We start from the raw sequence: 24,434 nt of genomic DNA, 5'->3' as shown, positions 1-24,434 counted from the left end.
ATCAAATTTCTCTTACTTTCTTTTTAAAACCAAGCTGCTGTAAATATTAACTTTAATTTAAAAAAGTGACATTTTTAAGCTGCAAAATTAGCCAACCCTAGTGAATTTGTAATAAGGTAGTCAGGCATACTTGAAAGTTAGCAATTAATATTAAGGATTAATATGACAAAAACTGCTTTACGCTCAACCATTTTGCTACCTGTATTTTTGCCTGCAGTATTTATTATTCTACTTTTGGTAATTGGTACAAGTAGTAACCCTGAACTCGCAGGTCAGGCATTTAGTGTGGCCCTTGCGTGGATAACAGAAACCTTTGGCTGGTTTTATATGTTGTCTGTCGCTATTTTCTTGGTATTTATTGTCTCAGTCGCGGCTTCTAGCTGGGGGAATATAAAACTAGGCCCCGATCATGCACAGCCACAATACAGCTTTGGTGAATGGTTTGCCATGCTCTTTTCTGCCGGTTACGGCGTGGCACTGCTTTATTTTGGTGTTGCTGAACCCGTTCTGCATTATGCATCTCCCCCATCGGGTGCGGCTGAAACCGTTGATGCCGCCAAACAAGCAATGCAAATTGCCTTTTTCCATTGGGGATTTCATATTTGGGCTATCTATGGAATTGTTGGTTTAGTGCTTGCTTATTTTGCATTTCGCCATGGCTTACCACTGTCTATTCGCTCTGCCTTGTATCCACTTATTGGCGATAAAATTTATGGCCCAATCGGCCATACTGTGGATGTATTTGCCATATTAGGTACTTTATTTGGTATTGCCACTACACTAGGGCTTTCGGTTACCCAAATAAATGCTGGCCTACATTACTTATGGCCAAACATCCCTATTAATACCACAGTGCAAATTACCGCGATTGCCGTAATTACTGCCGCAGCTACGCTCTCAGTAGTGGCCGGTATGGATAAAGGGGTCAAGCGATTATCAATTGTGAATATGACCTTAGCGGTTTCACTAATGACTTTTGTGTTTTTCATTGGCCCAACTATTCACATCTTAGAATCATTTTTACAAAATACCGGCAGTTATCTTAGTGGTATTGTTGAGCGGACCTTTAACTTACAAGCCTATAGTCGCAGTGATTGGATTGGGAACTGGACTTTATTTATATTTGGCTGGACGATTGCGTGGGCGCCATTTGTTGGAATGTTCATCGCAAAAATTAGCCGCGGCAGAACCATCCGACAATTTGTTGTTGGGGTAATGTTAGTTCCCACTATTTTTACCTTTTTATGGTTTTCAGTCTTTGGTGATACCGCACTTAACTTAATTATGAATGAGGGATTTGATACCCTTATTGGCGATGTGCAAGCAAATCATGCCGTCGCATTATTTCAATTATTTGAAGTGTTACCACTGTCATTTTTCATTTCACTGCTCACTGTCATTTTGATCATAACTTTTTTTGTTACATCATCTGATTCAGGCTCTTTAGTCATTGATTCACTCGCCTCTGGAGGAAGCATTAATACGCCGGCTTGGCAACGCGTGTTTTGGGCGGTACTAGAAGGTGCTGTGGCGGCTGTTTTATTAGTGGCAGGCGGACTTAGTGCGCTGCAAACCATGACCATAGCCAGTGCCTTACCCTTTGCTATTATTATGCTAATTGCCACTGCGGGGCTTTGGCGAGCTCTAAAAATTGAAGGCCATCGAGACACTAGCTTGCAAGCACATACTCTTAATAGCCGCAACATTAACTTGTCTCACTGGAAACGCCGTTTAGCGGCTATGGTCAATTACCCTAATAAAGAAAAAGTACATACTTTTATTGGTAGCGTGGTAGTTGAGGCAATGAAAGCCGTACAAGCTGAATTGAAATCTAGACAATGGCATGCAGTGGTGGAATTTGATACTGATTTAGGTCGCGCTCATTTAACGGTGCTGCGCCATGAACATGTGGATTTTGTTTATGATATTCGCCTTACCGAGCATCCTATGCCAAGCTTTGCTTACTCAGAGCTAAAGCCTGATAACAACGATGCTGAAAAGTATTATAAGGCCGACGTGTTTTTACGTCGTGGAGGTCTGTCATACGATGTTTATGGCTACACTGAAGATGATATTGTGAAAGATATTCTTGACCAATTTGAGAACTACTTACACTTTCTAGGTAATAGCCCAGGCGAACTTCCTTGGGATATGGCCGAACATGATGACATGTTAAATTCCGATAAAGCTTAACGAATGCAGTCAATGTTGGTAAAAGGGTAATTAAAAATAAAAAAGGCACTGTAAAGTGCCTTTTTATTTACTCAAACATTATTGATTACAGCGCGTTAAATACATCGTCTGTTTTAGCGGCACAAATAAAATCGTTTTTGTGCAAACCTTTAATTGAATGGCTCCACCAAGTAACAGTTACTTTACCCCATTCGGTTAATAGACCAGGGTGATGGCCTTCGTCTTCAGCCATATCGCCAACTTTATTAGTAAATGCAATGGCCTGCTTAAAGTTTTTAAACTTATAAACGCGCTCTAATTGCATAATACCGTCACGTACTTCCGGCACCCAGTCAGGGATTTTTTTAATTAATTCAGTCAATTCTGCATCTGATACTTTTGGAGCATCTGCATGACAGGCTTCACATTTTTGTTCACTTAATGAAGACATTTTAAATCCTTAATTCTAGTATTACTTTTATTAAAAAACTAACTAGCTAATTTTTCTTTTGGGGGAAATTTCGGCTCGTGTAAACCAAGCGCCTTAGCTTGCTCAACTAAAGTCATTATATCCATTTGCGATATTTCAAACAGATCATGAATCGAATTAATGGTGTAGTACAGCGGCTGCATAATATCAATACGGTATGGCGTGCGCAGCACATCTAGCACATTCATTGGATTAATTTCTGGTGTATCTGAATACACGTATTGGGTTTCTCCTGGGCTTGATAAAATACCGCCCCCGTAAATACGTAATCCTTTTTCGGTTTGCATCAAACCAAATTCGACCGTAAACCAATACATGCGCGCTAAATAAACGCGGTCTTTTTTCTCTGCCGCATAACCTAGTTGCCCGTACTTATGCGTAAATTCAGCAAAGTCAGGATTTGTTAGCATGGCACAGTGGCCGAATATTTCGTGAAAAATATCGGGCTCTTGTAAATAATCAAATTCTTCACGGCTACGAATAAACGTAGCAACAGGAAACTGCTTGTTGGCCAGTAGTCTAAAAAACTCATCAAAGTCGATAAGTGCAGGTACAGGTGCTACTTGCCAACCTGTTGTTGCCAATAGCACTTCGTTTAGCTCACTTAGCTGTGGAATACGATCATGCGGTAGATTAATTTTTTTTAACCCTTTCATGTACTCGTCACAGGCTTTGCCTTCAATGCACGCAAGTTGGCGTGCTACAAGCTCAGACCAAATTTTATTTTCTTCATCGCTCCAATGTATAACGCCATTTTCATCTGGTGTTTTAGAGGTGTAATTACTTGCTTTAGCCATAAATACCTTCTTTGGGTTTAAACCCTAAATCGGTGTCAAAATAATAGCCACACGCTCGGCTATTCGATGTAGCCATACTATGCAAAAGTGAACAAAAGTTTAATAGCTTGACTCAGATCAATACTTTCGCTGATTGCGTAGATCGTAAATATATAATTACACTAGAGCAAAGATAAAAACACACCCTATATTTAGCAGCGCTTACAGATCGATATTTATGTAAATAATAAATTACACATTACGATATTTTAGTAAATGCTTGGTTGAAATCGTTAATAATATCGTTAACATCTTCAAGCCCAACAGATAAGCGAATTAAACCATCACTAATTCCGGCTGCTAATCTTTCTTCGGGTGTGTAAGGCGAATGGGTCATCGATGCAGGGTGTTGAATAAGTGTTTCAGCATCGCCTAAGCTAACCGCTAAAGTACATAGCTTCATGCTATCAATAAACTGCTCACCGTCGGTTAAACTCCCTTTAATTTCAAAAGCAATAACACCGCCAGCAGCTTTCATTTGCTTACCAATAAACCGATGACCTGGGTGCGACTTCAGTCCAGGATAGTACACTTTACTCACTTGAGGGTGAGCCTCTAAATATTCAGCAATCGTTTGCGCACTCTGGCAATGACGCTCTACCCGTATAGCTAATGTTTTTAAACCTCGGTTAATTAACCATGCATCGTGTGGGCTAATCGTCGCGCCTATATCTTTTAACACCATCATTTTAATCTGTGTAATGTGCTCAAGGGATCCACACACAATACCTGCGACTACATCGCCGTGACCATTTAAATACTTGGTAGCACTGTGCATAATAATATCGATGCCGTATTGTTTAGGTGACTGTAGCAGCGGCGTTAAAAAGGTATTGTCGACCACACTTATTAAATTATGCTGTTTTGCTACATCACCAATAAGTGCTAAATCAATAACGGCCATCGTCGGGTTTATCGGTGTCTCTGCAAATATCATTTTTGAGTTTGGCTTTATTGCAGCACGTAACTCATCTTCATTGGTCATATCCACAAAGGTGACTTCAATGCCCCAACGCGGCAACATATGCGCAAAAAAAGCAAAGGTGCAGCCATAAAGCGCACTTGATGCAACTAAGTGATCGCCTTGTGATAAAAAGCTCAGTACCGAAGCCGATACCGCTCCCATACCTGTAGCCGTTGCCGCTGCAGCCTCACAGCCCTCTAATTGCGCCACTTTTTGTTCAAGTTCAGTGGTGGTAGGGTTACCCAAACGCGTATAAATATAACCTGGCTCATCGCCAGCAAACCGTGCAGCACCCTGTGCAGCATTTTCAAAATGAAATGTCGATGTTTGGTATAATGGCGAGGTTAATGCGCCATGGGGATCATTGGCTTTTTGTGGGCCATGAATACATTGGGTGTGTGGATGATGCTTGCTCATTGTGTGCTCTCGTTTTTATTATGTGTGTCAATTACATAAATAAAACGCACCGCACTTTAAATCACAAGCATGCCGGATGCTCAGATGGCTATTTGTGCAAACTTTACTCAAAAAGCTGTACACAAATATTGCCAACTATTTACTCTCCGCTCTCTTAGTGCGACTCATAATTTTACTCGCAATCCCTTGAACAGTGCCTTTTAACAAGCTGCGTTTATTTTCAAGACGCGGTAAGGGTCGGCTTAATTCCATGGCTTTATAGCCTATACGTGATGTAAATATACCCGCACTGACGCCTTGCGCGGCTCGCCCTGAAAGTTTGCCTAATAGCTCAGCACTAAGTGCCGTGGCAGCTAAATCAGATACAAGCTCTGCACTACCTACAAACATGACTTGTTTTAACAGCATTCGATAGAGTTTAATGCGACTGGCGTAACCAAAACCAATGCCATAAATTTTACCTATTTGTTCAATTAATTTTGTACCGCGCCATAACACCGCTATCATATCCACCAGCGCAAGAGGGCTTAATGCGACTAATAAGGCTGACTCTGTTGCAAAGCGGTTTATAAGCTTTTTAGCTTGGGTGTCTTGCGTTACCAGTAGGCTATTAGCGTAAAGTGTCATTATTTCTTTATCACTATGGTGCGTAGCAACTTGGTTTTTAAAGTTTTCAAAATTGTCTAACTGCTGGTGCTTGTTCAATTTTTCAAGCCAAGGGAGTGCACCACCCACTTGCTCACTGTTTAATAGCCTATCGGCTTCATGGCGATGCAGCTGATTACGCTTTAAACTGCGCAACATCCGATACTCTCGCCATAACAATCTTGTTATTAATAACACACCGCTTACCACAGCGGTTAAATAAACACTGCCCAAAATAAGCGATTGCTGATAAGCAAGCACAATAGAAAACCCAAACTCTAGCAGTACTAAAATAATAAAGCTGAGCGCAAACAAGCCTTTGAGCGTTTGCCATTTTGACTTTTTATACACCGGCTCTAAATCAACTTCAGGCTCAAGCGCATCATCCTCAAGCTCAGAGGTGTAATCACTTTGTCCGTGTTCAATAATTTTAGCGGGTGTTAACGCAGGCTCGTTTTGCTCAATATTTTGTGCATTAATACGACGCCCTGCTTGAAACTGTTGCGTTGACTCACTCATGTTAATTTGTCTCCTAGCAGGTACTGCATCACATGATCTAATCGAATATGTTTAAGTTGTTTGTCGGGGCTTGGCATCGGCGAAAATGACAAAAATTCAAACCCTTGCGCTGGCCACTCACTTTTATTAAGCATTCGACTTGGCGGCTCTGGTGGTAAATAAGTCAGCCACTCATGCTCATTTAAAGGTTTACCGTAAACGCAATCAAGGGTTTGACCTTCATCAACCACTTGGCGAGGTTGGGTTGCGGTAATTGATGACATAGCCATAGTTTCAATTTGTACACCATCAAACTTTAAATGATTACTTTGCTCTTTAACCAGCGAGTCTAGTAACAAGGCTAACGCTTTATGATGCTTAGCACTGATGTGATCTGACTTATTAGCAGCAAACAATATTTTATCAATATTCGGTTTGAATAAACGTTTAAAAAAGCCAGACTCCCCATAACTAAAATGTGCCAACAATTGATTAATAACACGGCTTTGCTCATGCAACGTTTCATGGCCTTCATTTAATGCACTGAGTACATCAACCAACACAATTTGGCGGTCAAAATGACGAAAATGCTCATTATAAAATGGCTTAACGACTTCTTTCACGTAAGCATTAAAACGTTTAATTAAATGCGCTAAATTAGAACCCGCCACCACATCGTCTTTCATTTTTTCAGGATTAATTGGAAAAAATAACAATAACGGCGCACCTTGCAAGTCGCCTGGCATTAACATTCGCCCGGGTTGTAACATCGCAAGTTTGGTGTCTTTTTTTAGCCCTACTAGCATGCGTTGATAAAGTTGTGCAATGTTAGCAAGCTCACTTTCATCCACAGGCGCATGTAAATCAAGTTGCTCTACGGCGTGTAAAAAATCGCCTGAGGTAGCGCTGCGAGGAGACTGATTTAATAATGGGTATTGCTGTTCACACCACGCAGTATAGCTTTGTTCAAGCATAGGTAAATCGAGCAGCCACTCGCCTGGATAGTCAATAATATCAAGGTATAACGTTGATTGCGGTGAAAAATGACCTCGCAGACCCGCATTACTTTGGTATTTAATCGCCAAGCGTAGGGTATTTATTCGCTCAGTAGACGCCGGCCAAGCAGGGTCACCTTCCATTGGCAGTAAGGCACTCATTGCACGGTTATAATCAAAAGTGGGCACGTTTAATGCCTCTTGCGGCACAATTTTAGTGGCAATATGACGATGCTCGCGCATCACATCAAAAAAAGGTAAGTTGTTGTCATTCGCCTGAGAGGTTAAGTGCTTAACTAACGCACTTATAAACGCGGTTTTACCACTGCCGCTCAACCCAGTTACAGCAAGCTTAACATGTTGGTCTAAACTACGGTGCAGGGCTTTTTGTGCTTTGCCTTTAAAGGTTTTAAAGGTCTTTTTTGCAAATGATTGGCTCATAAAGTGTTTTGCACCCTATCTGCCGTAATTGTTCACGTTACAAACAAGGTGCTTATCAATCCTTTAAAGTTTATTAATTTCACGACTGACCGTAAATTCGCTTGAGGTAACGTAACGTTCCATCTCTTGTAAGCGAACATCAACACGTGTTAAACGCTCTTTTAAGTCTTGTAATGCACGACGAGGTGGCTCGCCCTTTTGCCATACTTTAAACTTAACTTCTAGTGGGTCATCACTGTAAGTTGAATGCGTTTTATGTGTTGCAGCAGGTTTTTTATCTAAAATAAACCATGCTGCAATGTACGCTACCACAAATAATGGGCCACCGGTTAGTAATACCGCACTAACAAAAATAATGCGAACTAACCATAACTCCATATTAAAGTAGTCACTTAATCCCGCACATACACCGGCAATTTTACCGCGTTGTGGGTCTCTTAATAATTCGCGTTTGGTGTTCATACTTTTTGTCTCCATTGCGGTGACTCTTGATCAAGCAACGCTTCTAATGTTTCTACTCTATCAGTCATTTTTTCGGCCTTTTGTGCAAGCTCCAGTAACTGACGATGTTCGTGCTCACTCAACCCTTGACTGACTTGTTTTTTGCTACGGTAGTGTAAAATTAACCACAGCGGGGCAACAAAAATCATAAACATAACAAATGGAACAATTATTACCTCTGAATCAAACATAACCCTCTCCTAACAATCCGTATTCAATGTTGATGTCAGGGGCACAAGGCCCCTGTTTTATATTTATTTATTCGAGAGTTTCTTTTTAAGTTCAGCTAACTCGTCGTCAATTTTTTCATTCTTTTGTAAATCAGCAATTTCATCTGCTAACGTTTGTTTACCCAAATCGTAAGACTCTATTTGAGATTCTAGCCCATCAATTTTGGTTTCGTAACGTTCAAAACGATTAAGTGCATCCTCTACTTTAGAACTATCAAGCGCTTTTTTAACCTCAAGGCGCGACTCAGCCGAGCGTTGACGTAAAATAATCGCTTTTTGACGTGCTTTAGCATCCGCTAGTTTCTCTTGTAGCGTAGTAACCTCTTGTTGTAGCTTCTCAATATGAGACTCTACATGGTCAAGTTCACTTTCTACCGCAGCAACTGCGTCGGCTGATTTTTGCTTTTCAAGTAATGCTGAGCGTGCTAAATCGTCACGATCTTTGCTCAGTGCCAGTTCGGCTTTGTCTTGCCAATCGTTTACTTGGGCTTTTAGTGTATCTACGCGACGTACTAATTCTTTTTTCTCAGCGAGTGTTTTTGCTGATGTAGAGCGTACCTCTACCAGTGTATCTTCCATCTCTTGGATAATAAGACGAACCATTTTTTCAGGGTCTTCTGCTTTATCTAAAATGGCATTGATATTAGAATTAACAATGTCTGCAAAACGTGAAAAAATTCCCATAACATATACCTCTATTATTTAATCTAAATGTGTCTGCTTTTATTAGTATCAATATGCTTGCCAACTTTTTTAATTTTAAAATAGCAATAAATTTCAAATAGTTAAATGTAAATTACAAATTGCTTTTGTTATCAATCATAATGAAATACACTAACTGTTAGTAAAAATGACTAAGAGTTAGGAAATATGAGTCAATATCGCCAACAGGATAATTTGCTCGGCCAATCAGACAGCTTTTTATCGGTTCTTGATCAGGTATCACAGCTAGCAAACCTAGATAAACCCGTACTTATTATTGGTGAACGCGGTACCGGTAAAGAGCTTATTGCAGCACGTTTACACTTTTTATCCAAGCGCTGGGATCAAAGTTACGTCAAACTTAACTGTGCGGCATTAAACGAAAACCTACTCGAAAGTGAATTATTTGGCCATGAAAGTGGTGCATTTACCGGCGCAAGTAAACGCCATGAAGGCCGATTTGAGCGGGCTAATAGCGGCACCTTATTTTTAGATGAGTTGGCAAATACTTCTGCCCTAGTGCAAGAAAAGCTATTAAGGGTAATCGAGTATGGTGAGTTTGAGCGTGTTGGCGGCAAACAAACGGTTAAAGTAGATACGCGCTTAGTCTGTGCGACCAATGAAGACTTACCGTATTTAGCGCAGCAAGGTGAATTTAGAAGCGATTTACTCGATAGGCTCGCATTTGATGTGATCACTCTACCGCCACTGCGCGAACGCCAAGACGATATTATGTTACTGGCTGAGCAATTTGCAATGAATATGGCACGCGACTTAGAGTGGGAGTTATTTAGTGGCTTTACTCGCAATGCACAAGAAAGTTTACTCAGTTATGAGTGGCCGGGTAATGTGCGTGAGCTTAAAAATGTGGTGGAGCGAAGTCTGTATCGCCACGGTAATGAACACATCCCTGTGCATAAAATTATTCTAGACCCATTCGAAAGCCGCTTTAGACCTAAAGCACGTATTAAACATACACAAGCCCCTGTTGCTGTGCAAAATGAAGTTGTTAACACCAAGCCCATAGAAGCGCCTGTAACACCGAGTTTGAGTAACGCAGAACCTGAGTTTCCTTGTGACTTAAAAACACTCTCTAATGAATTTGAGATCACATTAATAAAAAAAGCATTAGAACATAGCCAATTTAATCAAAAGAAGACTGCAGAAGTACTTGGTTTAACGTATCATCAATTACGTGGTTATTTGAAAAAATACAATTTGCTGGAATAGTAGAGGTTGTGCGGGTGCATAAATTATTACTTGCTTTATTATCATTGAGTTTAGTAGGTTGCATTGATAGTAAAGAAGAAATCTTAGAAGAAAAAAACCAAGGCCTCGTTTATTGCGCTGAGGCAAATCCTGTGTCGTTCAATCCACAAGTCACAACCACAGGATCAACCATCGATATTATTGCTAACCAGTTGTACGACCGGTTAATTAGTATTGACCCTGAGACTGCTGAATTTAAAAGCGAACTAGCCACCGACTGGAAAATTAGCAAAGACGGTAAGTCTGTCACTTTTACTCTGCGCAAAGGGGTTAAATTTCATACCACCGCGTATTTTACTCCAACACGCGAATTTAACGCTGATGATGTCATTTTCACTTTCAGTCGTTTATTTGATGTATACAACCCCTATCACTTTGTCGGTGATGCGAATTACCCCTACTTTCAAAGTGTGGGTATTGACCAACTTATTCGTAAAATTGTCAGGGTATCTGATCACCAAGTTCGGTTTGAATTATTTAACGCAGAAAGCAGTTTTTTAGCGAATATGGCGACCGATTTCGCCGTGGTGCTCTCTAAAGAATATGCCATGGCGCTCAAAGCCAACAACCAAGAAAACCTATTTGATCAATATCCAGTCGGCACCGGTCCTTATATTTACAAAGAATACCGACGAGACCATTTAGTACGCTTTTATAAAAACGCTGACTATTGGAATCACGAGGTGGCACTTGAGCAGTTGGTGTACGACATTACCCCTAATGGCACCACCCGTATCGCTAAAATTCTTACCAAAGAGTGTGACGTAACTGCGCATCCTAGCAGTGCACAGTTAAGTATTTTAGCTCAGCGAGATGATATTAACGTTGAAAGGGAAACCAACTTAAACATAGGTTATTGGGCATTTAATACCGAACGCCCTCCGTTTGATAACTTAAAAGTACGCCAAGCCTTAGTGCATGCCATTGATATAGAAAAAATAATGCAGGCAGTTTACTACGGTAATGGACTTCGTGCGCGGTCAATATTACCACCCACGTCGTGGGCGTTTGAACCACAAAAGAACATGCCAATTTTCGACCCACAACTGGCAAAAAAACTATTAACTGAAGCCGGTTATGAAAAAGGGTTTGATATGAGCATTTGGGCTATGCCTGTCAGCCGTATTTATAACCCCAATGCACGAAAAATGGCAGAGCTGATGCAAAGTGATTTACGCAAAATTGGCGTTAACGTTAATATTGTCGAGTATGAGTGGAACACCTTTATTCAACGCATAGGCGAGCACCGTCACGACAGTGTATTATTAGGTTGGGCAGCAGATACGCCTGATCCTGATAACTTTTTTAGCCCGTTACTTAGCTGCACCGCGACCTTCAGTGGCAAAAACCCAGCGAACTGGTGTAATCCTGAATTTGATTTACTATTAACTAAAGCTCTCGATACGACCGATTTAAATTTACGTAAACAATATTACGACGCTGCACAAAGTATGATCATCGAACAATTACCCTTATACCCAATAGCCCACGGCATGCGTTTTCAGGCAAGTAGTGCTGATGTTGAGGGGATCACACTCGGGCCATTTGGCGCTATTTCATTGGCTAACGCGAGGAAGAAGTAATGTTATTCGATTATATTTTACGCCGCCTCGGATTGTTATTTTTCATGGTGTTATTACTGAGTATTTTTACTTTTTCGCTGAGCTACTTATTCCCTGGCGATCCACTGAGTAACTTAAGCGGCATACCAGACACTAACTTTACTCAAAATGCACAGCTAGAAGAAAAGTACCTGTTTAACAGTAACTACTTTATGCAGTACATTGCCTTTGTAGGGCGAATAGTACAAGGCGATTGGGGCGTGTCGTTTGCCTCAGGAGATAGTGTTTTTGCTCACGTGGTTGATTTAATTCCAGCGACCTTAGAGCTGAGTATTTATGCGTTAGTCATCTCGGTTGTAGTTGGCGTGCCTGTCGGGATTTTAGCATCGGCTTATCATAAACAATGGCCTGATAAATTAATTAGCTCAACAGCTATGGTTGGCTATTCTATGCCTATTTTTTGGCTCGCGTTATTACTAATTATGGTTTTTTCGCTCAAACTTGGTTGGTTTCCTATGTCGGGGCGAGTGAGCTTATTGTATGAAATACCTGCCAGTACGGGGTTTATCTTACTGGATATTTTACTTGCTGATTTTCCCTACAATGGCATGGCAATGCTTGATGCACTGCATCACCTAACGTTACCTACCATTGTACTGGCTATGTATCCGACCACTGTATTGGTACGCTTTACTCGCGAGTCAATGTTAAAAGTAATGGATCAAAACTTTATCAAAACAGCTCGCGCTAAAGGCCTTAACCGTGGGCAGCTTATTATTCATCACGCCCTAAGAAATGCATTACTGCCAGTCATAAAGCAAATTGGTTTGCAATTTAGCACCTTGATCACCCTTGCTATGATCACCGAGGTTATTTTTTCATGGCCGGGGATTGGCCGTTGGTTAATAGACAGTATTTATCAACGTGACTACCCTGCCATACAAGGGGGGTTAATGGCCGTTTCTTTTTTCATTATTATTGCGACAATTATAGCCGAACTAACATACACCCTACTCGATCCCCTGTCTCGGAACCAAGCGCATGGCAAAGTTTAATTTATTTTCAGAAGATTCAAATAAATCGCCATTAGCGAGACTATGGAGAAAATTTAAAAATAACCATCCTGCTTTGGTGGGTTTATGGGTGTTTATTGCCTTTAGTATATTAGCTGCAACAGCGCCGTTTCTTGCGCCCTATGGAGTAAACCAACAGCACAGTAATGCACTACTGCTACCACCTTCATGGAATGAAATGGGCGATGTGCGGTTTATTTTAGGCACCGATGACTTAGGCCGAGATGTGCTGTCTCGTTTAATGAATGGCGCCACATATACGTTCGGGTTATCGGTCGTGGCTGCACTAATTACCACCATAATTGGCGTGTTAGTCGGGACATTTGCTGGTATTAGCAAAGGCATACGCTCTAGCTTTTTGAACCATTTACTTGATGTAACCTTGTCTATCCCCTCATTATTATTGGCCATTATTATTATTGCCATACTCGGTCCTGGATTAATGAATACCGTTTGGGCAATTATTTTAGCGCTGTTACCACAGTTTATTCATTCCATTAGAAACCTAATCGTTGATGAGCTGGGTAAAGATTATGTCACAGCGTACCGGCTCGATGGAGCCTCTAAGTGGCATATTTTATCGCGCGGTATTTTTCCTAATGTGTATGAATATATTGTGGTTATTTTTACTATGGCCCTCTCTACTGCTATTTTAGATATTGCTGCGCTAGGGTTTTTAAAACTTGGCGCACAGCCGCCCACCACTGAATGGGGTGCTATTTTAGCCGAAAACTTAGGGCTTATTTATTTAGCGCCATGGACGGTGGCTCTTCCGGGTGTACTGCTATTTTTAGCCGTTCTTTCAACAAACTTGGTGGGCGATGGACTTCGCAAAGTTTTACAAGCGCGTAAGGCAGATTAAATGCATTTACTAGATATTCGAAATTTAACCATAGAGCTGCAAACGTCTGAAACTGCTATTCGCGCTGTTGACCGAGTAAGTTTTAGTTTAAAAGAAGGTGAAGTACACGCCTTAGTGGGAGAATCCGGCTCAGGAAAAAGCTTAATTGCAAAAGCCATTGTAGGCGTACTTAACGAACGCTGGGTTATAACCGCCGATAGAATGCATTGGCGCGGTGTCGATTTAATGCGCCTCACACCAGAGCAGCGCCGTAAAACCGTCAGCCAAGACATTGCAATGATTTACCAAGATCCAAGTCGCTGCCTTGACCCTACTGCAAAAATATTTAACCAAATCGCTGAAACACTGCCTGAAGTGGCCGCCAAAGGGTTTTTCTTAAAACGCAACCGAGAGCGTAAAGATCGTGTAAAAGCACTGATACACAAAGTGGGCATTAAAAATCATGAAGCCGTGCTTGATAGCTACCCTCATGAACTCTCTGAAGGCGTTTGTCAAAAAGTCATGATAGCCATGGCCATTGCGCGTACACCTAAATTGCTCATTGCTGATGAGCCTACAACCGCACTAGAAAGCACCACCCGTGCACAGGTGTTTAGGTTATTAAAAAGTTTAAATCAGCTAAAGAACATGTCTATTTTGATGATCTCTCATGAGCTGGAAGAAATTGTTAATTGGTCGCATGGTATTCATGTGTTGTACTGCGGTCAAATGGTTGAAGCAGGTCCAACACACCGTATTTTTAGCCAACCTCGTCATCCGTATACGCAAGCTTTACTAAAAAGCCTGCCCGATTATGAGCATGGTTTAGCCCATAAAGAACCCTTTTATGCGCTTAAAGGCACTATTCCAACATTACAACATTTACCGATTGGTTGTCGACTCGGTCCACGTTGCCCACAAGCACAAAAAGAATGTGTGGTTGCGCCTAAACTTTCAAAGCATCATGGTCATAGCTACGCCTGTCACTTCCCGCTGATCAAGGAAATAAAATAATGCAGCCACTGTTAAAAGTTCAAGCCTTATCAAAAACCTTTAACATGCGAGCGGGTCTATTTAGCCGTAAAAAGTTTGATGTTTTAAAAAACATCTCATTTTGCATTGGTAAAGGTGAAACAATTGCCATTATTGGTGAAACAGGCTCAGGAAAAAGTACCCTGGCTAAATTATTAGTGGGTGCATACAGTGCCGATAGCGGGCAGATATTATTAGAGAATAACACCATAGAAAACAATGGTAATCGTGATGCGCAGTGTCGTTATATCCGAATGATTTTTCAAGACTCCGCCACCTCATTGAACCCAGCAGTGACCATTGCTGAAATGCTCGATGATTGCCTAAAATTCAATACTGATTTTGATAAAACTCAACGTAGTGAAAAAATTGGCAGTACGCTGCTTAAAGTGGGTCTACTGGTCGATCATCAGCAATACTATCCGCATATGTTTAGTGTGGGGCAATTACAGCGTGTAGCGCTCGCTCGCGCGCTTATATTAGATCCTAAGGTCGTTGTACTCGATGAGGCACTTTCGTCGCTTGACCCTTCTGTAAGAGCGCAAATAGTTAACTTATTACTTAAATTACAGCTCGAAACCGGTTTAACCTATATTTTGATCACCCATCACTTAAGTTTAGTGCGTCATATTAGCGACCAATTAGTCGTTCTCAATAAAGGTGAAATTGTTGAATACGGTCCCACTGAAGCTATTTTTCAAAGCCCACAGTCAAAGGTTACTCAACGCTTATTAAGCTGTTAATACAAAAACGAAAAAGGCGCCAATTGGCGCCTTTTATAGTTTAGCTATTATTTATTCCGCAGGTTGCGCTGCTTTTGGTACATTAAGCTCTGCTTGTTGCTTAAGCGATTCAATGAATACCGTATAGTTTTTCTGCGCTTGCGCCATCGTGATATTTTGCTTCATTTGTGGCTCAATGTTGTCACTCACTGGTGCATCATTTACCGCTTTAAGCGCAACAATCGCTGCATCACCATTGTTTAAGTTAACTACATCATATACAGCTGCATCACTAGGATGTGCCATTTTGAATACTTGGGTAACAATAGCAGGCGAAACTGCAAAGCTTTCACGAGTAAGTTGCGACTCTTGACGAACGCTTAGTGATTGCTCAGCAGCCACATCGTTTAAGCTCTTGCCCTCTTTGATTTGTGCAAATAACGTGCGTGCTTTTTCTTTAGCAAGATCCGACGCTTTTTCGTTTACTAAGCGTGTTTTAATTTGCTCGCTTACTTCGCTTAATGCTTTAGTTGCAGCCGGTTGATGCTCGTTAACACGAACCACAATCACGTGCTCATTACCAAGCTCAATTACTTCTGAGTTTACTTTATCTTCTAGTAATTCAACTGATGATAAGGCAGTCACAATCGCTGGGTTATTAAGCGGCTCAGGAAGCGCGCTAAGCGCTAATAGCGGTGTAGATTGTACTTCAACACCCGCCACTTCAGCAGCATCGTCTAAGCGGTCAGAAATCTCAAATGCTAACGCACCCATTTCTGTTTGCTTCTCGTAAAACGCATCCACTTTTTCAGCTTGTTCAAGTTCAGCACGTAAATCGGCTTTCACGGCATCGTAAGGTTTAACTTGCTGCGATTGAATGTCTGTAAGTTTAATGATGTGATAACCAAATTCAGAGGCTACTACATCAGAGTAATCACCTTTGTTTTGCAGTGCAAAAGCAGCATCTTCAAATGCAGGCTCCATGACATCACGTTCAATCCACTCTAGGTCACCACCCATTTCTGCACTAACAATGTCATCTGACGATGTCTCTGCTAGCTCAGCAAAATCAGCACCCGCATTAAGCTGTGCTAATAAAGACTCAGCTTTCGCTTTTGCCGCATCGTCATCTTCACTGTTATCAATTAAGATATGTGATACACGACGTTTTTCAGGCTCAACATATTGCGCTTTACTCTGCTCATAATATGCTTTTACGTCGTCTTCGCTTACCGATGCAACATCGATATCATCTGCATCTAACTCAATGTAATTAACTGAAATAAGCTCTGGCGATAAAAATTGCCCTGCATTTAATTCGTAGTAATCTGCCACTTCTTGATCAGTAACGTCAACATCAGCCTGCATTGCTTGTTTATCAATGACTAAATAATCAATGCTGCGAGTTTGTTGTTGCAGTGCAATGGCTGATTTAAGCTCGTTTTGCAATGCAAAGTCAGTTCCTGCAACCGCTGACACTAACTGGCTACGTGTCATATCATCACGAAGGTACTCTCGAAATGAATCAGGTTGGAAGTTCATTTGACGAATCACTTGTAAGTAACGGTCGTTATTAAACTGATCGCCAATTTTAAAATAAGGAAGCTCTAAAATTGTTTGACGAATACTTTCATCACTCACACGCAGACCCAGCTCAGTCGCTAACTGGCTTTGTAATTCTTGTTGTACTAAACGGTCAATCACGCCTTGACGTATTTGAGCCATATAAGTTGGATCGGCTGCTATTTGGGTAAAATATTCACCAAATTGTTGTTCTAAGCGGCTACGTTCATTTTGAAACGCACGGCTAAATTCTGTTTGGCTAATTTTAATTCCATTTACTTCAGCAACGGGTTGTTCTGTGGTTTGACCTAAGTAACTACCGATCCCAGCTAAGGCAAAAGATAAAATCACCGCGCCTAAAATGACTTTGGCTACCGGCCCTTGCGAACCTTCTCTGATTTTCTCAAGCATTTGTTTATCTCTTTTCTGACCAAGGTCTTTTCTACCTTGTCATATGTAAAAAAAGCGTATCTTACCAGATACGCTTTTTCACTTGAAGTAACTGGCGGTGAAGTAACTTAATTCATCGATTAGAATAATTAAGCGTATTGTTCACTCGCCATAACTAATTTGTTTACACAGTGATTAGTTTACTGCGTCTTTAAGCGCTTTACCGGCTTTAAAAGCTGGGATGTTAGCAGCAGCAATTTGAATCGTTTCACCAGTTTGTGGGTTACGACCTGCACGAGCAGCACGCTCACGTACAGAGAAAGTACCAAAACCAACAAGTGCAACTGAGTCGCCATCTTTTAGCGCGCCAGATACAGATTCGATGAATGAATCTAGTGCACGACCTGCAGCCGCTTTAGAAATGTCAGCATCAGCTGCGATTTGATCGATTAATTGAGATTTATTCACAATATCATCCTCTTTCATTGTTGTTATCAAGAGCGATTGTTTTTTTAAACTAACATCACTGTTTTGAAATTTTTGAGCATTTATTTAAAGCTCATATGATTATATTTTTCTTAAGCCTAGGCCCTGCAAGGGCTAGGCTTGAAAACCAGTGCTTAACTTATCATACCGTTTAGATTTGAAAAGCCCCTAAAAGCACTTTTTTTGGCTTTTTTACTGCTTTTTCGGTGTTTCGACTGAAAAACTATCAACTGGATGCACTAAAGCAAGCTTTAATACCTGATCAATCCATGTAACTGGGTGAATATCAAGACCCGCCAATACATTGTCAGGTATCTCTTTTAAGTCACGTTCGTTAATTTTTGGAATGATGACCGTTTTAATCCCACCACGGTGAGCCGCTAATAATTTCTCTTTTAAACCACCAATAGGCAACACTTCACCACGTAAGGTAATTTCACCTGTCATGGCTACATCAGAGCGCACCGCATTACCGGTTAAGCTTGAAACCAAACACGTTACCATTGCAATACCGGCACTTGGGCCATCTTTAGGTGTTGCGCCCTCAGGTACGTGTACGTGAATATCGCGTTTTTCATAAAAGTCGCTATTAATACGCAGCTCATCAGCACGATTACGCACAACGGTCATCGCCGCTTGAATCGACTCTTGCATCACATCGCCTAACGAGCCGGTGTAAGTCAATTTGCCTTTACCTGGTACTGCAGCACATTCAATCGTGAGTAAGTCACCGCCTACTTCTGTCCATGCAAGGCCTGTAACTTGACCAATACGGTCGCCGTCTTCTGCTTTACCGTAATCAAAGCGTTGCACACCTAAGTACTCTTCAAGGTTATCTGCATCAATTGTCACTGTTTTAGTGTCTTTTTCGATTAAGATATTTTTAACCGCTTTACGACATAGCTTAGATACTTCACGCTCTAAATTACGCACGCCCGCTTCACGGGTGTAATAACGGATAATACCAATGATGGCACTGTCGGCAATTTCAACTTCTTTAGCTTTTAAACCGTTACGCTTAATTTGCTTAGGAATTAAGTGCTCTTTAGCAATATTTAGCTTTTCGTCCTCGGTGTAACCCGATAATCGAATCACTTCCATACGGTCTAATAAAGGACCTGGAATATTAAAGCTATTCGAGGTTGCCACAAACATCACATCAGATAAGTCGTAATCAACTTCTAAGTAATGGTCCGCAAAATGACTGTTTTGCTCAGGATCCAATACTTCTAACAATGCTGATGCAGGGTCACCGCGCATATCTGCTGACATTTTGTCAATTTCATCTAACAAGAATAATGGGTTTTTAACGCCCACTTTAGTCATGTTTTGAATTAACTTACCAGGCATAGAGCCAATGTAAGTACGACGATGCCCACGAATCTCAGCCTCATCGCGTACACCACCGAGTGCCATACGAACGTATTTACGACCCGTTGAACGCGCAATAGACTGCCCAAGTGATGTTTTACCTACACCTGGCGGTCCAACTAAACATAAGATTGGCCCTTTAAGTTTATTTGTGCGCTGTTGTACTGCGAGGTACTCAATAATGCGCTCTTTGACTTTATCAAGGCCGTGGTGGTCGCTATCTAATATTTTTTGCGCGCCGGCTAAGTCTTTTTTCACCTTAGAGCGCTTTTTCCACGGTACGTTAATTAACGTATCTATGTACGAGCGAACAACACTGGCTTCTGCCGACATTGGCGACATCATCTTAAGCTTATTTAACTCAGCTGTGGCTTTTTCTTTCGCTTCTGATGGCATGCCAGACTCTTCAATGCGCTTTTTCAACGCTTCAAATTCATCCGGTACGTCATCAATTTCACCCAACTCTTTTTGAATCGCTTTCATTTGCTCATTGAGGTAATACTCACGCTGCGATTTTTCCATTTGCTTTTTAACGCGGGTGCGAATTTTCTTCTCAACTTGCAATAAGTCTATTTCACCTTCCATCAGTGCCATTAAGTACTCTAAACGTTCTGTGACGCTAGATATTTCAAGTACTTTTTGTTTTTCAGGCACTTTCAATGGCATATGTGCTGCCATGGTGTCAGCAAGACGCGCAGGCTCATCAATACCGGATACCGAGGTCATCACTTCAGGTGGAATTTTTTTATTTAATTTTACATAGCCTTCAAACTGGCTTAATGCACTGCGAATAAAGATATCTTGTTCTTGTTCGTTTACTGAATCAGATTCAATAAACTGTGCATTGGCAACGAAAAAGTCTTCGTTATCAACAAACTCTTCGATATTCGCACGTTGTGTGCCTTCAACTAATACTTTTACTGTACCATCGGGTAGCTTTAATAATTGAAGTACAGTCGCAATTGTCCCTACACGATAAATATCGTCTTTCTCAGGCTCATCTACAGTTGCATCTTTTTGTGCAACTAAGAAAATTTGTTTGTCTTTATCCATTGCCGCTTCAAGGCATTTTATTGATTTTTCACGGCCTACAAAAAGCGGGATCACCATGTGTGGATACACCACTACATCGCGCAGTGCTAGCACAGGGATTTCGACTCGATCGTTTCTCTCAAGCGTCATTGTATTTTCTCTTTGCACTTCATTTATTTAAAGATTACTCAAGTATATGGGGATAACCTAATTAAAGTTCAACAATTTTTGCCAACTCGATTAAATTAATTATAAAAAAAGGAGCCATTGGCTCCTTTTTTTTACAACTTGCTCAGAATTTAATCTGCTGCGGCTTGTTCTTGATTACTGCTGTCATAAATCAAGATTGGGTCAGACTCACCTTTAATAACGGTTTCATCAACAACCACTTTACTTACGTTATCAATTGAAGGCAGCTCATACATAGTATCAAGCAATACACCTTCTACGATTGAACGCAGGCCACGTGCACCGGTTTTACGTTCCATTGCTTTGTGAGCAATAGCACGTAGTGCATCATCACGAAACTCAAGCTCAACGTCTTCCATCCCAAACAATACTGAAAATTGCTTAGTAATAGCGTTTTTAGGCTCACTTAAAATTTGTACCAGTGCAGCTTCATCAAGTTCAGTCAATGTAGCAACAACAGGTAAACGGCCAATAAACTCTGGAATTAAACCATATTTTACTAAATCTTCTGGCTCAACATCTTTAAATGTTTCACTTAAAGAGCGGCTCGCTGCCGACTCTTTAACGTTAACGCCAAAACCAATGCCAGTATTTTTGTGGCTACGCTGTTCAATAACTTTATCAAGACCAGCAAATGCACCACCACAAATAAACAGTATTTTAGAGGTGTCTACTTGCAGGAACTCTTGCTGTGGATGTTTACGTCCACCTTGTGGCGGAACAGAAGCAACGGTACCTTCAATCAATTTCAGTAAGGCTTGTTGTACACCTTCACCTGATACATCACGGGTGATTGATGGGTTATCTGATTTACGTGAAATTTTGTCAATTTCATCAATGTAAACAATACCACGTTGTGCTTTTTCTACGTCGTAGTCACATTTTTGTAAAAGCTTTTGAATGATGTTTTCAACATCTTCACCCACATAACCGGCTTCGGTTAACGTGGTGGCATCGGCCATTGTAAACGGCACATCTAGCAAACGTGCTAACGTTTCAGCTAGTAGTGTTTTACCACTCCCCGTTGGACCAATTAATAAAATATTACTTTTACCTAGTTCGACGTCTTGTTTAGTTGATTGGTTGCGTAAACGCTTGTAGTGATTGTAAACCGCTACAGACAACACTTTTTTCGCATGCTCTTGGCCAATTACGTAGTCGTCTAAGTGGTTACGAATTTCTTTTGGCACAGGTAATTTGTCAGCGGCATCATGCTTAGGCGCGATGTCTTTAATTTCTTCCCTGATAATATCATTACACAGCTCTACACATTCATCACAAACGTATACTGAAGGTCCTGCAATTAATTTTCGAACTTCATGCTGGCTTTTGCCGCAAAAAGAGCAGTATAACAATTTATTACTTTTGTCGCCGTCTGTAGGAGTGTCAGACATTCAGCTACCTCATTTTATTACGTTGGCCACCAAAGTCTTGGTGGCTATTTTAATACGCTTTAACTATACCAAAATTTAGGCTTTTTCGCATAGTAACTCTCATTAGCAAGCATTACTGCTTGCAGGCATACTTACTTGCTACCGCGATTAGTAAATACTGAGTCAACAATACCGTAATCTACAGCTTGGCTTGCACTCATAAAGTTATCACGGTCTGTATCGCGTGAAACAACGTCAAGCGGTTGGCCAGTATGCTCAGCCATTAAGCGATTTAATTTGTCTTTAATAGACAGGATTTCTTTCGCGTGTATTTCAAAATCAGATGCTTGACCTTGGAATCCACCTAATGGTTGGTGAATCATTACACGTGAATTAGGTAAACAAAAACGTTTACCCTTAGCACCACCAGATAGTAAAAACGCACCCATGCTAGCCGCTTGGCCCACACAAATAGTACTTACATCAGGTTTGATGAAATTCATTGTATCGTAAATAGCCATTCCCGCAGTGACCGAGCCACCCGGTGAATTGATATATAAGAAGATATCTTTATCTGGGTTCTCTGATTCTAAGAAAAGCATTTGCGCTAAAATCAGATTTGCCATGTTGTCTTCAACTTGGCCCGTTAAAAAGATAATACGCTCTTTTAATAGTCTCGAATAAATATCAAACGAGCGCTCGCCTTTAGCTGTTTGCTCAACAACCATTGGTACTAATGCGTTTAGGGGATCTGTCATACCAGTGTTCATACTTATTTAATTCCTTATGCGCTTATACTTATTCTAAGAAAAGCATAATGATCATTTTTAGCTAATTAAGAACCACAAACTAAAATGGCCCGGGCACACTGCATAAACAGAGTAACACGAGCCATTTAATCGTTAGCGAGCGCTTAAGTCAATGACTTATTATGCACCTTGCTGTGGATTCATGATGTCATCAAATGCTTTTTCAACATCAGTCACAGTTGCTTTAGCTAAAATAGCTTCAACAGCTTGCTCTTCCATTGCTACATTACGCATTTGTTGCATTAGTTGATCATTTGCTTTGTAGTATTCTACTACTTCAGTTGGATCTTCGTATGCAGATGCTACAGTAGCGATAAGTGCTTCAACTTTAGCGTCATCAACTTTGATGTCGTTTGCTTTGATCACTTCGCCTAATAATAGGCCAGTTTTAACTCGTGTAACTGCTTGCTCATGGAACAATTCAGCTGGAAGCTCAGGCATATTTTGACCGTTACCACCAAAACGTTGAGCAGCTTGCTCACGTAAAGCGTCAACTTCTTGGTCGATTAATGCTTTAGGCACTTCAACTTCGTTTTGCTCTAAAAGACCTTTGATTGCTTGGTCTTTTACGTTAGCTTTAACCGCTTGGTCTAGCTCACGTGTCATGTTCTTTTTAACTTCTTCTTTAAGCGCGTCTACGCCGCCTTCGGCAACACCGAATTTAGTTGCAAACTCATCGCTTAATTCAGGTAATTCTTGCGCTTCAACTTTTTTCACTGTGATAGTGAATTGAGCCGCTTTACCTTTTAAGTTTTCAGCGTGGTAATCTTCAGGGAAGTTTACATCAGCAACAACTTCTTCGCCTGCTTTTTTGCCTACGATGTTGTCTTCAAAACCTGGGATCATACGACCTTGGCCAAGTTCTAATGGGAAATCTTCAGCTTTGCCGCCTTCGAATTCTTCACCGTCGATAGTACCAACGAAATCAACCGTTACACGGTCGTTTGCGCCAGCAGCTGCATCAACGTCAGCCCAAGAAGCGTGTTGCTTACGAAGTGTCTCTAGCATGTTTGCTAAATCTTCGTCAGTTACTTCTACCGCTGGTTTTTCAACAGCAATTTTATCTAAACCTTGAACTTCAACTTCAGGGTAAACTTCAAATGTTGCTGAGAACTCTAAATCTTTACCTGCTTCAAGTGCTTTTGGAGCAAATGTAGGTGCGCCAGCAGGGTTAATTTTTTCAGCAACAATTGCTTCAATGTAATTACGTTGCATTACTTCGCCAGCAACTTCTTGACGAACAGCTGGTCCGAAACGCTTGTTGATTACTGATACTGGAACTTTACCAGCACGGAAACCGTCGATACGCTGCGTTTTTGACAGTTGTTGTAAGCGTTTTTTTACTTCGGTCTCAACGTTCTCTGCAGGAACGGTGATGGTCAGACGGCGCTCAAGGCCTTGAGTCGTCTCAACAGAAACTTGCATGATTTACCTCAATATTCAATTTTGGCGACTTTTCGCCTTCATTACAAACAAAGTAATCTATAGGCGTCTTGATAAAATTCAAGCCTTAGAGCTTAAAAAAATCCGTCGCTACCAGGAGATACCATTGCTGCTCTGCCCTAAGGGCACTATATTTTTAAACAAATAGACGCGGCATTATAACCTAATATTCATGATAGTCGAGTGTAGGGGGCAATTATTTGGGGTAGATCAGGCTAGATAACGACTAAGCGAATAAAAAACAGACTAATTAAGTGAAAATACGATTAATAAAGAAAAAATTAAGAGTGTTGTGTAATAAAAGTAGAATTTAGATGTGTTTTACTTAGGGGAAAATGGTCGGCGATGCAGGATTTGAACCTGCGACCCCTTGGACCCAAACCAAGTG

21 protein-coding genes are annotated in these 24,434 nt (G+C 41.0%); 7 read left to right on the top strand and 14 right to left on the bottom strand.

Annotated elements, in window-relative coordinates; genetic code table 11:
* Positions 1 to 162 precede the first annotated feature (162 nt).
* Positions 163 to 2,193: a BCCT family transporter gene (locus QMA00_RS06045; protein ID WP_076922203.1), complete on the top strand. Its 2,031-nt coding sequence runs from the start codon at positions 163 to 165 to the stop codon at positions 2,191 to 2,193.
* A gap of 85 nt (positions 2,194 to 2,278) precedes the next feature.
* On the opposite strand, the gene QMA00_RS06040 is transcribed toward QMA00_RS06045, so the two are convergent.
* The 8 genes from QMA00_RS06040 to pspA all read right to left on the bottom strand — a co-directional run bounded on the left by QMA00_RS06040 (position 2,279) and on the right by pspA (position 8,873).
* Positions 2,279 to 2,623 (bottom strand): 4a-hydroxytetrahydrobiopterin dehydratase, encoded by a 345-nt coding sequence (locus QMA00_RS06040; RefSeq protein WP_262975960.1) that lies wholly within the window; start codon positions 2,621 to 2,623, stop codon positions 2,279 to 2,281.
* A 38-nt stretch (positions 2,624 to 2,661) separates the two neighbouring features.
* Positions 2,662 to 3,459 carry a phenylalanine 4-monooxygenase gene (gene phhA, locus QMA00_RS06035; RefSeq protein WP_138560633.1) on the bottom strand — a complete coding sequence of 266 codons (798 nt, stop codon included), beginning with the start codon at positions 3,457 to 3,459 and terminating at the stop codon, positions 2,662 to 2,664.
* A 238-nt stretch (positions 3,460 to 3,697) separates the two neighbouring features.
* Complete coding sequence (gene megL, locus QMA00_RS06030; RefSeq protein WP_262975961.1) at positions 3,698 to 4,879, bottom strand: methionine gamma-lyase; 1,182 nt, start codon at positions 4,877 to 4,879, stop codon at positions 3,698 to 3,700.
* Positions 4,880 to 5,014: 135 nt separating this feature from the next.
* Complete coding sequence (locus QMA00_RS06025) at positions 5,015 to 6,043, bottom strand: TIGR01620 family protein (RefSeq protein WP_076922201.1); 1,029 nt, start codon at positions 6,041 to 6,043, stop codon at positions 5,015 to 5,017.
* On the bottom strand, positions 6,040 to 7,458 hold the full coding sequence (locus QMA00_RS06020) for a YcjX family protein (RefSeq protein WP_076922200.1): 1,419 nt from the start codon (positions 7,456 to 7,458) through the stop codon (positions 6,040 to 6,042). Before QMA00_RS06020 ends, QMA00_RS06025 begins: the two co-directional genes overlap by 4 nt.
* Before the next feature lie 63 nt (positions 7,459 to 7,521).
* Positions 7,522 to 7,920, bottom strand: coding sequence for an envelope stress response membrane protein PspC (gene pspC, locus QMA00_RS06015; RefSeq protein ID WP_036981914.1), 399 nt, complete (start codon positions 7,918 to 7,920; stop codon positions 7,522 to 7,524).
* The gene (gene pspB / locus QMA00_RS06010) at positions 7,917 to 8,150 is read right to left on the bottom strand and encodes an envelope stress response membrane protein PspB (RefSeq protein ID WP_076922199.1); all 234 of its coding nucleotides are present in this window, start codon (positions 8,148 to 8,150) and stop codon (positions 7,917 to 7,919) included. Before pspB ends, pspC begins: the two co-directional genes overlap by 4 nt.
* Positions 8,151 to 8,213: 63 nt before the next feature.
* Entirely contained in the window at positions 8,214 to 8,873 is a 660-nt protein-coding gene (gene pspA, locus QMA00_RS06005; RefSeq protein ID WP_076922198.1) for a phage shock protein PspA, read from the bottom strand.
* A gap of 186 nt (positions 8,874 to 9,059) precedes the next feature.
* Here pspA and pspF point away from each other — a divergent pair, with 186 nt between their 5' ends.
* From pspF to QMA00_RS05975, 6 genes are read left to right on the top strand one after another with little or no spacing between them, the layout of a single operon-like run.
* On the top strand, positions 9,060 to 10,121 hold the full coding sequence (pspF, locus tag QMA00_RS06000; RefSeq protein WP_076922197.1) for a phage shock protein operon transcriptional activator: 1,062 nt from the start codon (positions 9,060 to 9,062) through the stop codon (positions 10,119 to 10,121).
* Positions 10,122 to 10,135: 14 nt separating this feature from the next.
* Positions 10,136 to 11,743 carry an ABC transporter substrate-binding protein gene (locus QMA00_RS05995; RefSeq protein WP_024601798.1) on the top strand — a complete coding sequence of 536 codons (1,608 nt, stop codon included), beginning with the start codon at positions 10,136 to 10,138 and terminating at the stop codon, positions 11,741 to 11,743.
* Complete coding sequence (locus tag QMA00_RS05990) at positions 11,743 to 12,777, top strand: ABC transporter permease subunit (RefSeq protein WP_008111022.1); 1,035 nt, start codon at positions 11,743 to 11,745, stop codon at positions 12,775 to 12,777. The genes QMA00_RS05995 and QMA00_RS05990 overlap by 1 nt, the downstream gene beginning before the upstream one ends.
* Entirely contained in the window at positions 12,764 to 13,657 is an 894-nt protein-coding gene (locus QMA00_RS05985; protein WP_013465445.1) for an ABC transporter permease subunit, read from the top strand. The genes QMA00_RS05990 and QMA00_RS05985 overlap by 14 nt, the downstream gene beginning before the upstream one ends.
* Complete coding sequence (locus tag QMA00_RS05980; protein ID WP_024601797.1) at positions 13,658 to 14,650, top strand: oligopeptide/dipeptide ABC transporter ATP-binding protein; 993 nt, start codon at positions 13,658 to 13,660, stop codon at positions 14,648 to 14,650.
* Positions 14,650 to 15,411, top strand: coding sequence for an ATP-binding cassette domain-containing protein (locus QMA00_RS05975; protein ID WP_024601796.1), 762 nt, complete (start codon positions 14,650 to 14,652; stop codon positions 15,409 to 15,411). Before QMA00_RS05980 ends, QMA00_RS05975 begins: the two co-directional genes overlap by 1 nt.
* Positions 15,412 to 15,462: 51 nt before the next feature.
* Here the strand turns inward: QMA00_RS05975 and QMA00_RS05970 are convergent, their stop codons facing one another.
* From QMA00_RS05970 to tig, 6 genes are all read right to left on the bottom strand, one after another.
* A complete protein-coding gene (locus QMA00_RS05970; protein WP_076922196.1) occupies positions 15,463 to 17,364 on the bottom strand; it encodes a SurA N-terminal domain-containing protein in 1,902 nt (633 codons plus the stop codon).
* 174 nt (positions 17,365 to 17,538) lie between these two features.
* Positions 17,539 to 17,895 carry an HU family DNA-binding protein gene (locus tag QMA00_RS05965; RefSeq protein ID WP_255314649.1) on the bottom strand — a complete coding sequence of 119 codons (357 nt, stop codon included), beginning with the start codon at positions 17,893 to 17,895 and terminating at the stop codon, positions 17,539 to 17,541.
* 126 nt (positions 17,896 to 18,021) lie between these two features.
* Positions 18,022 to 20,382 (bottom strand): endopeptidase La, encoded by a 2,361-nt coding sequence (gene lon, locus QMA00_RS05960; protein WP_076922195.1) that lies wholly within the window; start codon positions 20,380 to 20,382, stop codon positions 18,022 to 18,024.
* A gap of 149 nt (positions 20,383 to 20,531) precedes the next feature.
* Positions 20,532 to 21,815, bottom strand: a complete 1,284-nt coding sequence (gene clpX, locus QMA00_RS05955; RefSeq protein WP_010388064.1) for an ATP-dependent protease ATP-binding subunit ClpX — start codon at positions 21,813 to 21,815, stop codon at positions 20,532 to 20,534.
* Between the two features lie 131 nt (positions 21,816 to 21,946).
* Positions 21,947 to 22,564 (bottom strand): ATP-dependent Clp endopeptidase proteolytic subunit ClpP, encoded by a 618-nt coding sequence (gene clpP, locus QMA00_RS05950; RefSeq protein WP_008111041.1) that lies wholly within the window; start codon positions 22,562 to 22,564, stop codon positions 21,947 to 21,949.
* Positions 22,565 to 22,723: 159 nt separating this feature from the next.
* Positions 22,724 to 24,028, bottom strand: a complete 1,305-nt coding sequence (tig, locus tag QMA00_RS05945; RefSeq protein ID WP_010388062.1) for a trigger factor — start codon at positions 24,026 to 24,028, stop codon at positions 22,724 to 22,726.
* Positions 24,029 to 24,434 lie beyond the last annotated feature (406 nt).

The sequence above is a fragment of the Pseudoalteromonas sp. APC 3694 genome (genome assembly GCF_030407565.1).
GTDB lineage: Bacteria > Pseudomonadota > Gammaproteobacteria > Enterobacterales > Alteromonadaceae > Pseudoalteromonas > Pseudoalteromonas tetraodonis.
Note: the sequence above shows the minus strand (reverse complement) of the source record. Positions and strands in the feature narration are given on the sequence as shown.

What these genes read in the sequence shown, in the direction of transcription:
- QMA00_RS05990 (WP_008111022.1), top strand. Translation starts at nt 11,743, where the DNA reads ATGTTATTCGATTATATTTTACGCCGCCTCGGATTGTTATTTTTCATG.
- QMA00_RS05985 (WP_013465445.1), top strand. Translation starts at nt 12,764, where the DNA reads ATGGCAAAGTTTAATTTATTTTCAGAAGATTCAAATAAATCGCCATTA.
- pspC (WP_036981914.1), bottom strand. Translation starts at nt 7,920, where the DNA reads ATGAACACCAAACGCGAATTATTAAGAGACCCACAACGCGGTAAAATT.
- QMA00_RS06025 (WP_076922201.1), bottom strand. Translation starts at nt 6,043, where the DNA reads ATGAGTGAGTCAACGCAACAGTTTCAAGCAGGGCGTCGTATTAATGCA.
- clpP (WP_008111041.1), bottom strand. Translation starts at nt 22,564, where the DNA reads ATGAACACTGGTATGACAGATCCCCTAAACGCATTAGTACCAATGGTT.
- phhA (WP_138560633.1), bottom strand. Translation starts at nt 3,459, where the DNA reads ATGGCTAAAGCAAGTAATTACACCTCTAAAACACCAGATGAAAATGGC.
- QMA00_RS06020 (WP_076922200.1), bottom strand. Translation starts at nt 7,458, where the DNA reads ATGAGCCAATCATTTGCAAAAAAGACCTTTAAAACCTTTAAAGGCAAA.
- QMA00_RS06040 (WP_262975960.1), bottom strand. Translation starts at nt 2,623, where the DNA reads ATGTCTTCATTAAGTGAACAAAAATGTGAAGCCTGTCATGCAGATGCT.
- clpX (WP_010388064.1), bottom strand. Translation starts at nt 21,815, where the DNA reads ATGTCTGACACTCCTACAGACGGCGACAAAAGTAATAAATTGTTATAC.
- QMA00_RS05970 (WP_076922196.1), bottom strand. Translation starts at nt 17,364, where the DNA reads ATGCTTGAGAAAATCAGAGAAGGTTCGCAAGGGCCGGTAGCCAAAGTC.
- tig (WP_010388062.1), bottom strand. Translation starts at nt 24,028, where the DNA reads ATGCAAGTTTCTGTTGAGACGACTCAAGGCCTTGAGCGCCGTCTGACC.
- QMA00_RS06045 (WP_076922203.1), top strand. Translation starts at nt 163, where the DNA reads ATGACAAAAACTGCTTTACGCTCAACCATTTTGCTACCTGTATTTTTG.
- QMA00_RS05975 (WP_024601796.1), top strand. Translation starts at nt 14,650, where the DNA reads ATGCAGCCACTGTTAAAAGTTCAAGCCTTATCAAAAACCTTTAACATG.
- pspF (WP_076922197.1), top strand. Translation starts at nt 9,060, where the DNA reads ATGAGTCAATATCGCCAACAGGATAATTTGCTCGGCCAATCAGACAGC.
- lon (WP_076922195.1), bottom strand. Translation starts at nt 20,382, where the DNA reads ATGACGCTTGAGAGAAACGATCGAGTCGAAATCCCTGTGCTAGCACTG.
- pspA (WP_076922198.1), bottom strand. Translation starts at nt 8,873, where the DNA reads ATGGGAATTTTTTCACGTTTTGCAGACATTGTTAATTCTAATATCAAT.
- QMA00_RS05980 (WP_024601797.1), top strand. Translation starts at nt 13,658, where the DNA reads ATGCATTTACTAGATATTCGAAATTTAACCATAGAGCTGCAAACGTCT.
- megL (WP_262975961.1), bottom strand. Translation starts at nt 4,879, where the DNA reads ATGAGCAAGCATCATCCACACACCCAATGTATTCATGGCCCACAAAAA.
- pspB (WP_076922199.1), bottom strand. Translation starts at nt 8,150, where the DNA reads ATGTTTGATTCAGAGGTAATAATTGTTCCATTTGTTATGTTTATGATT.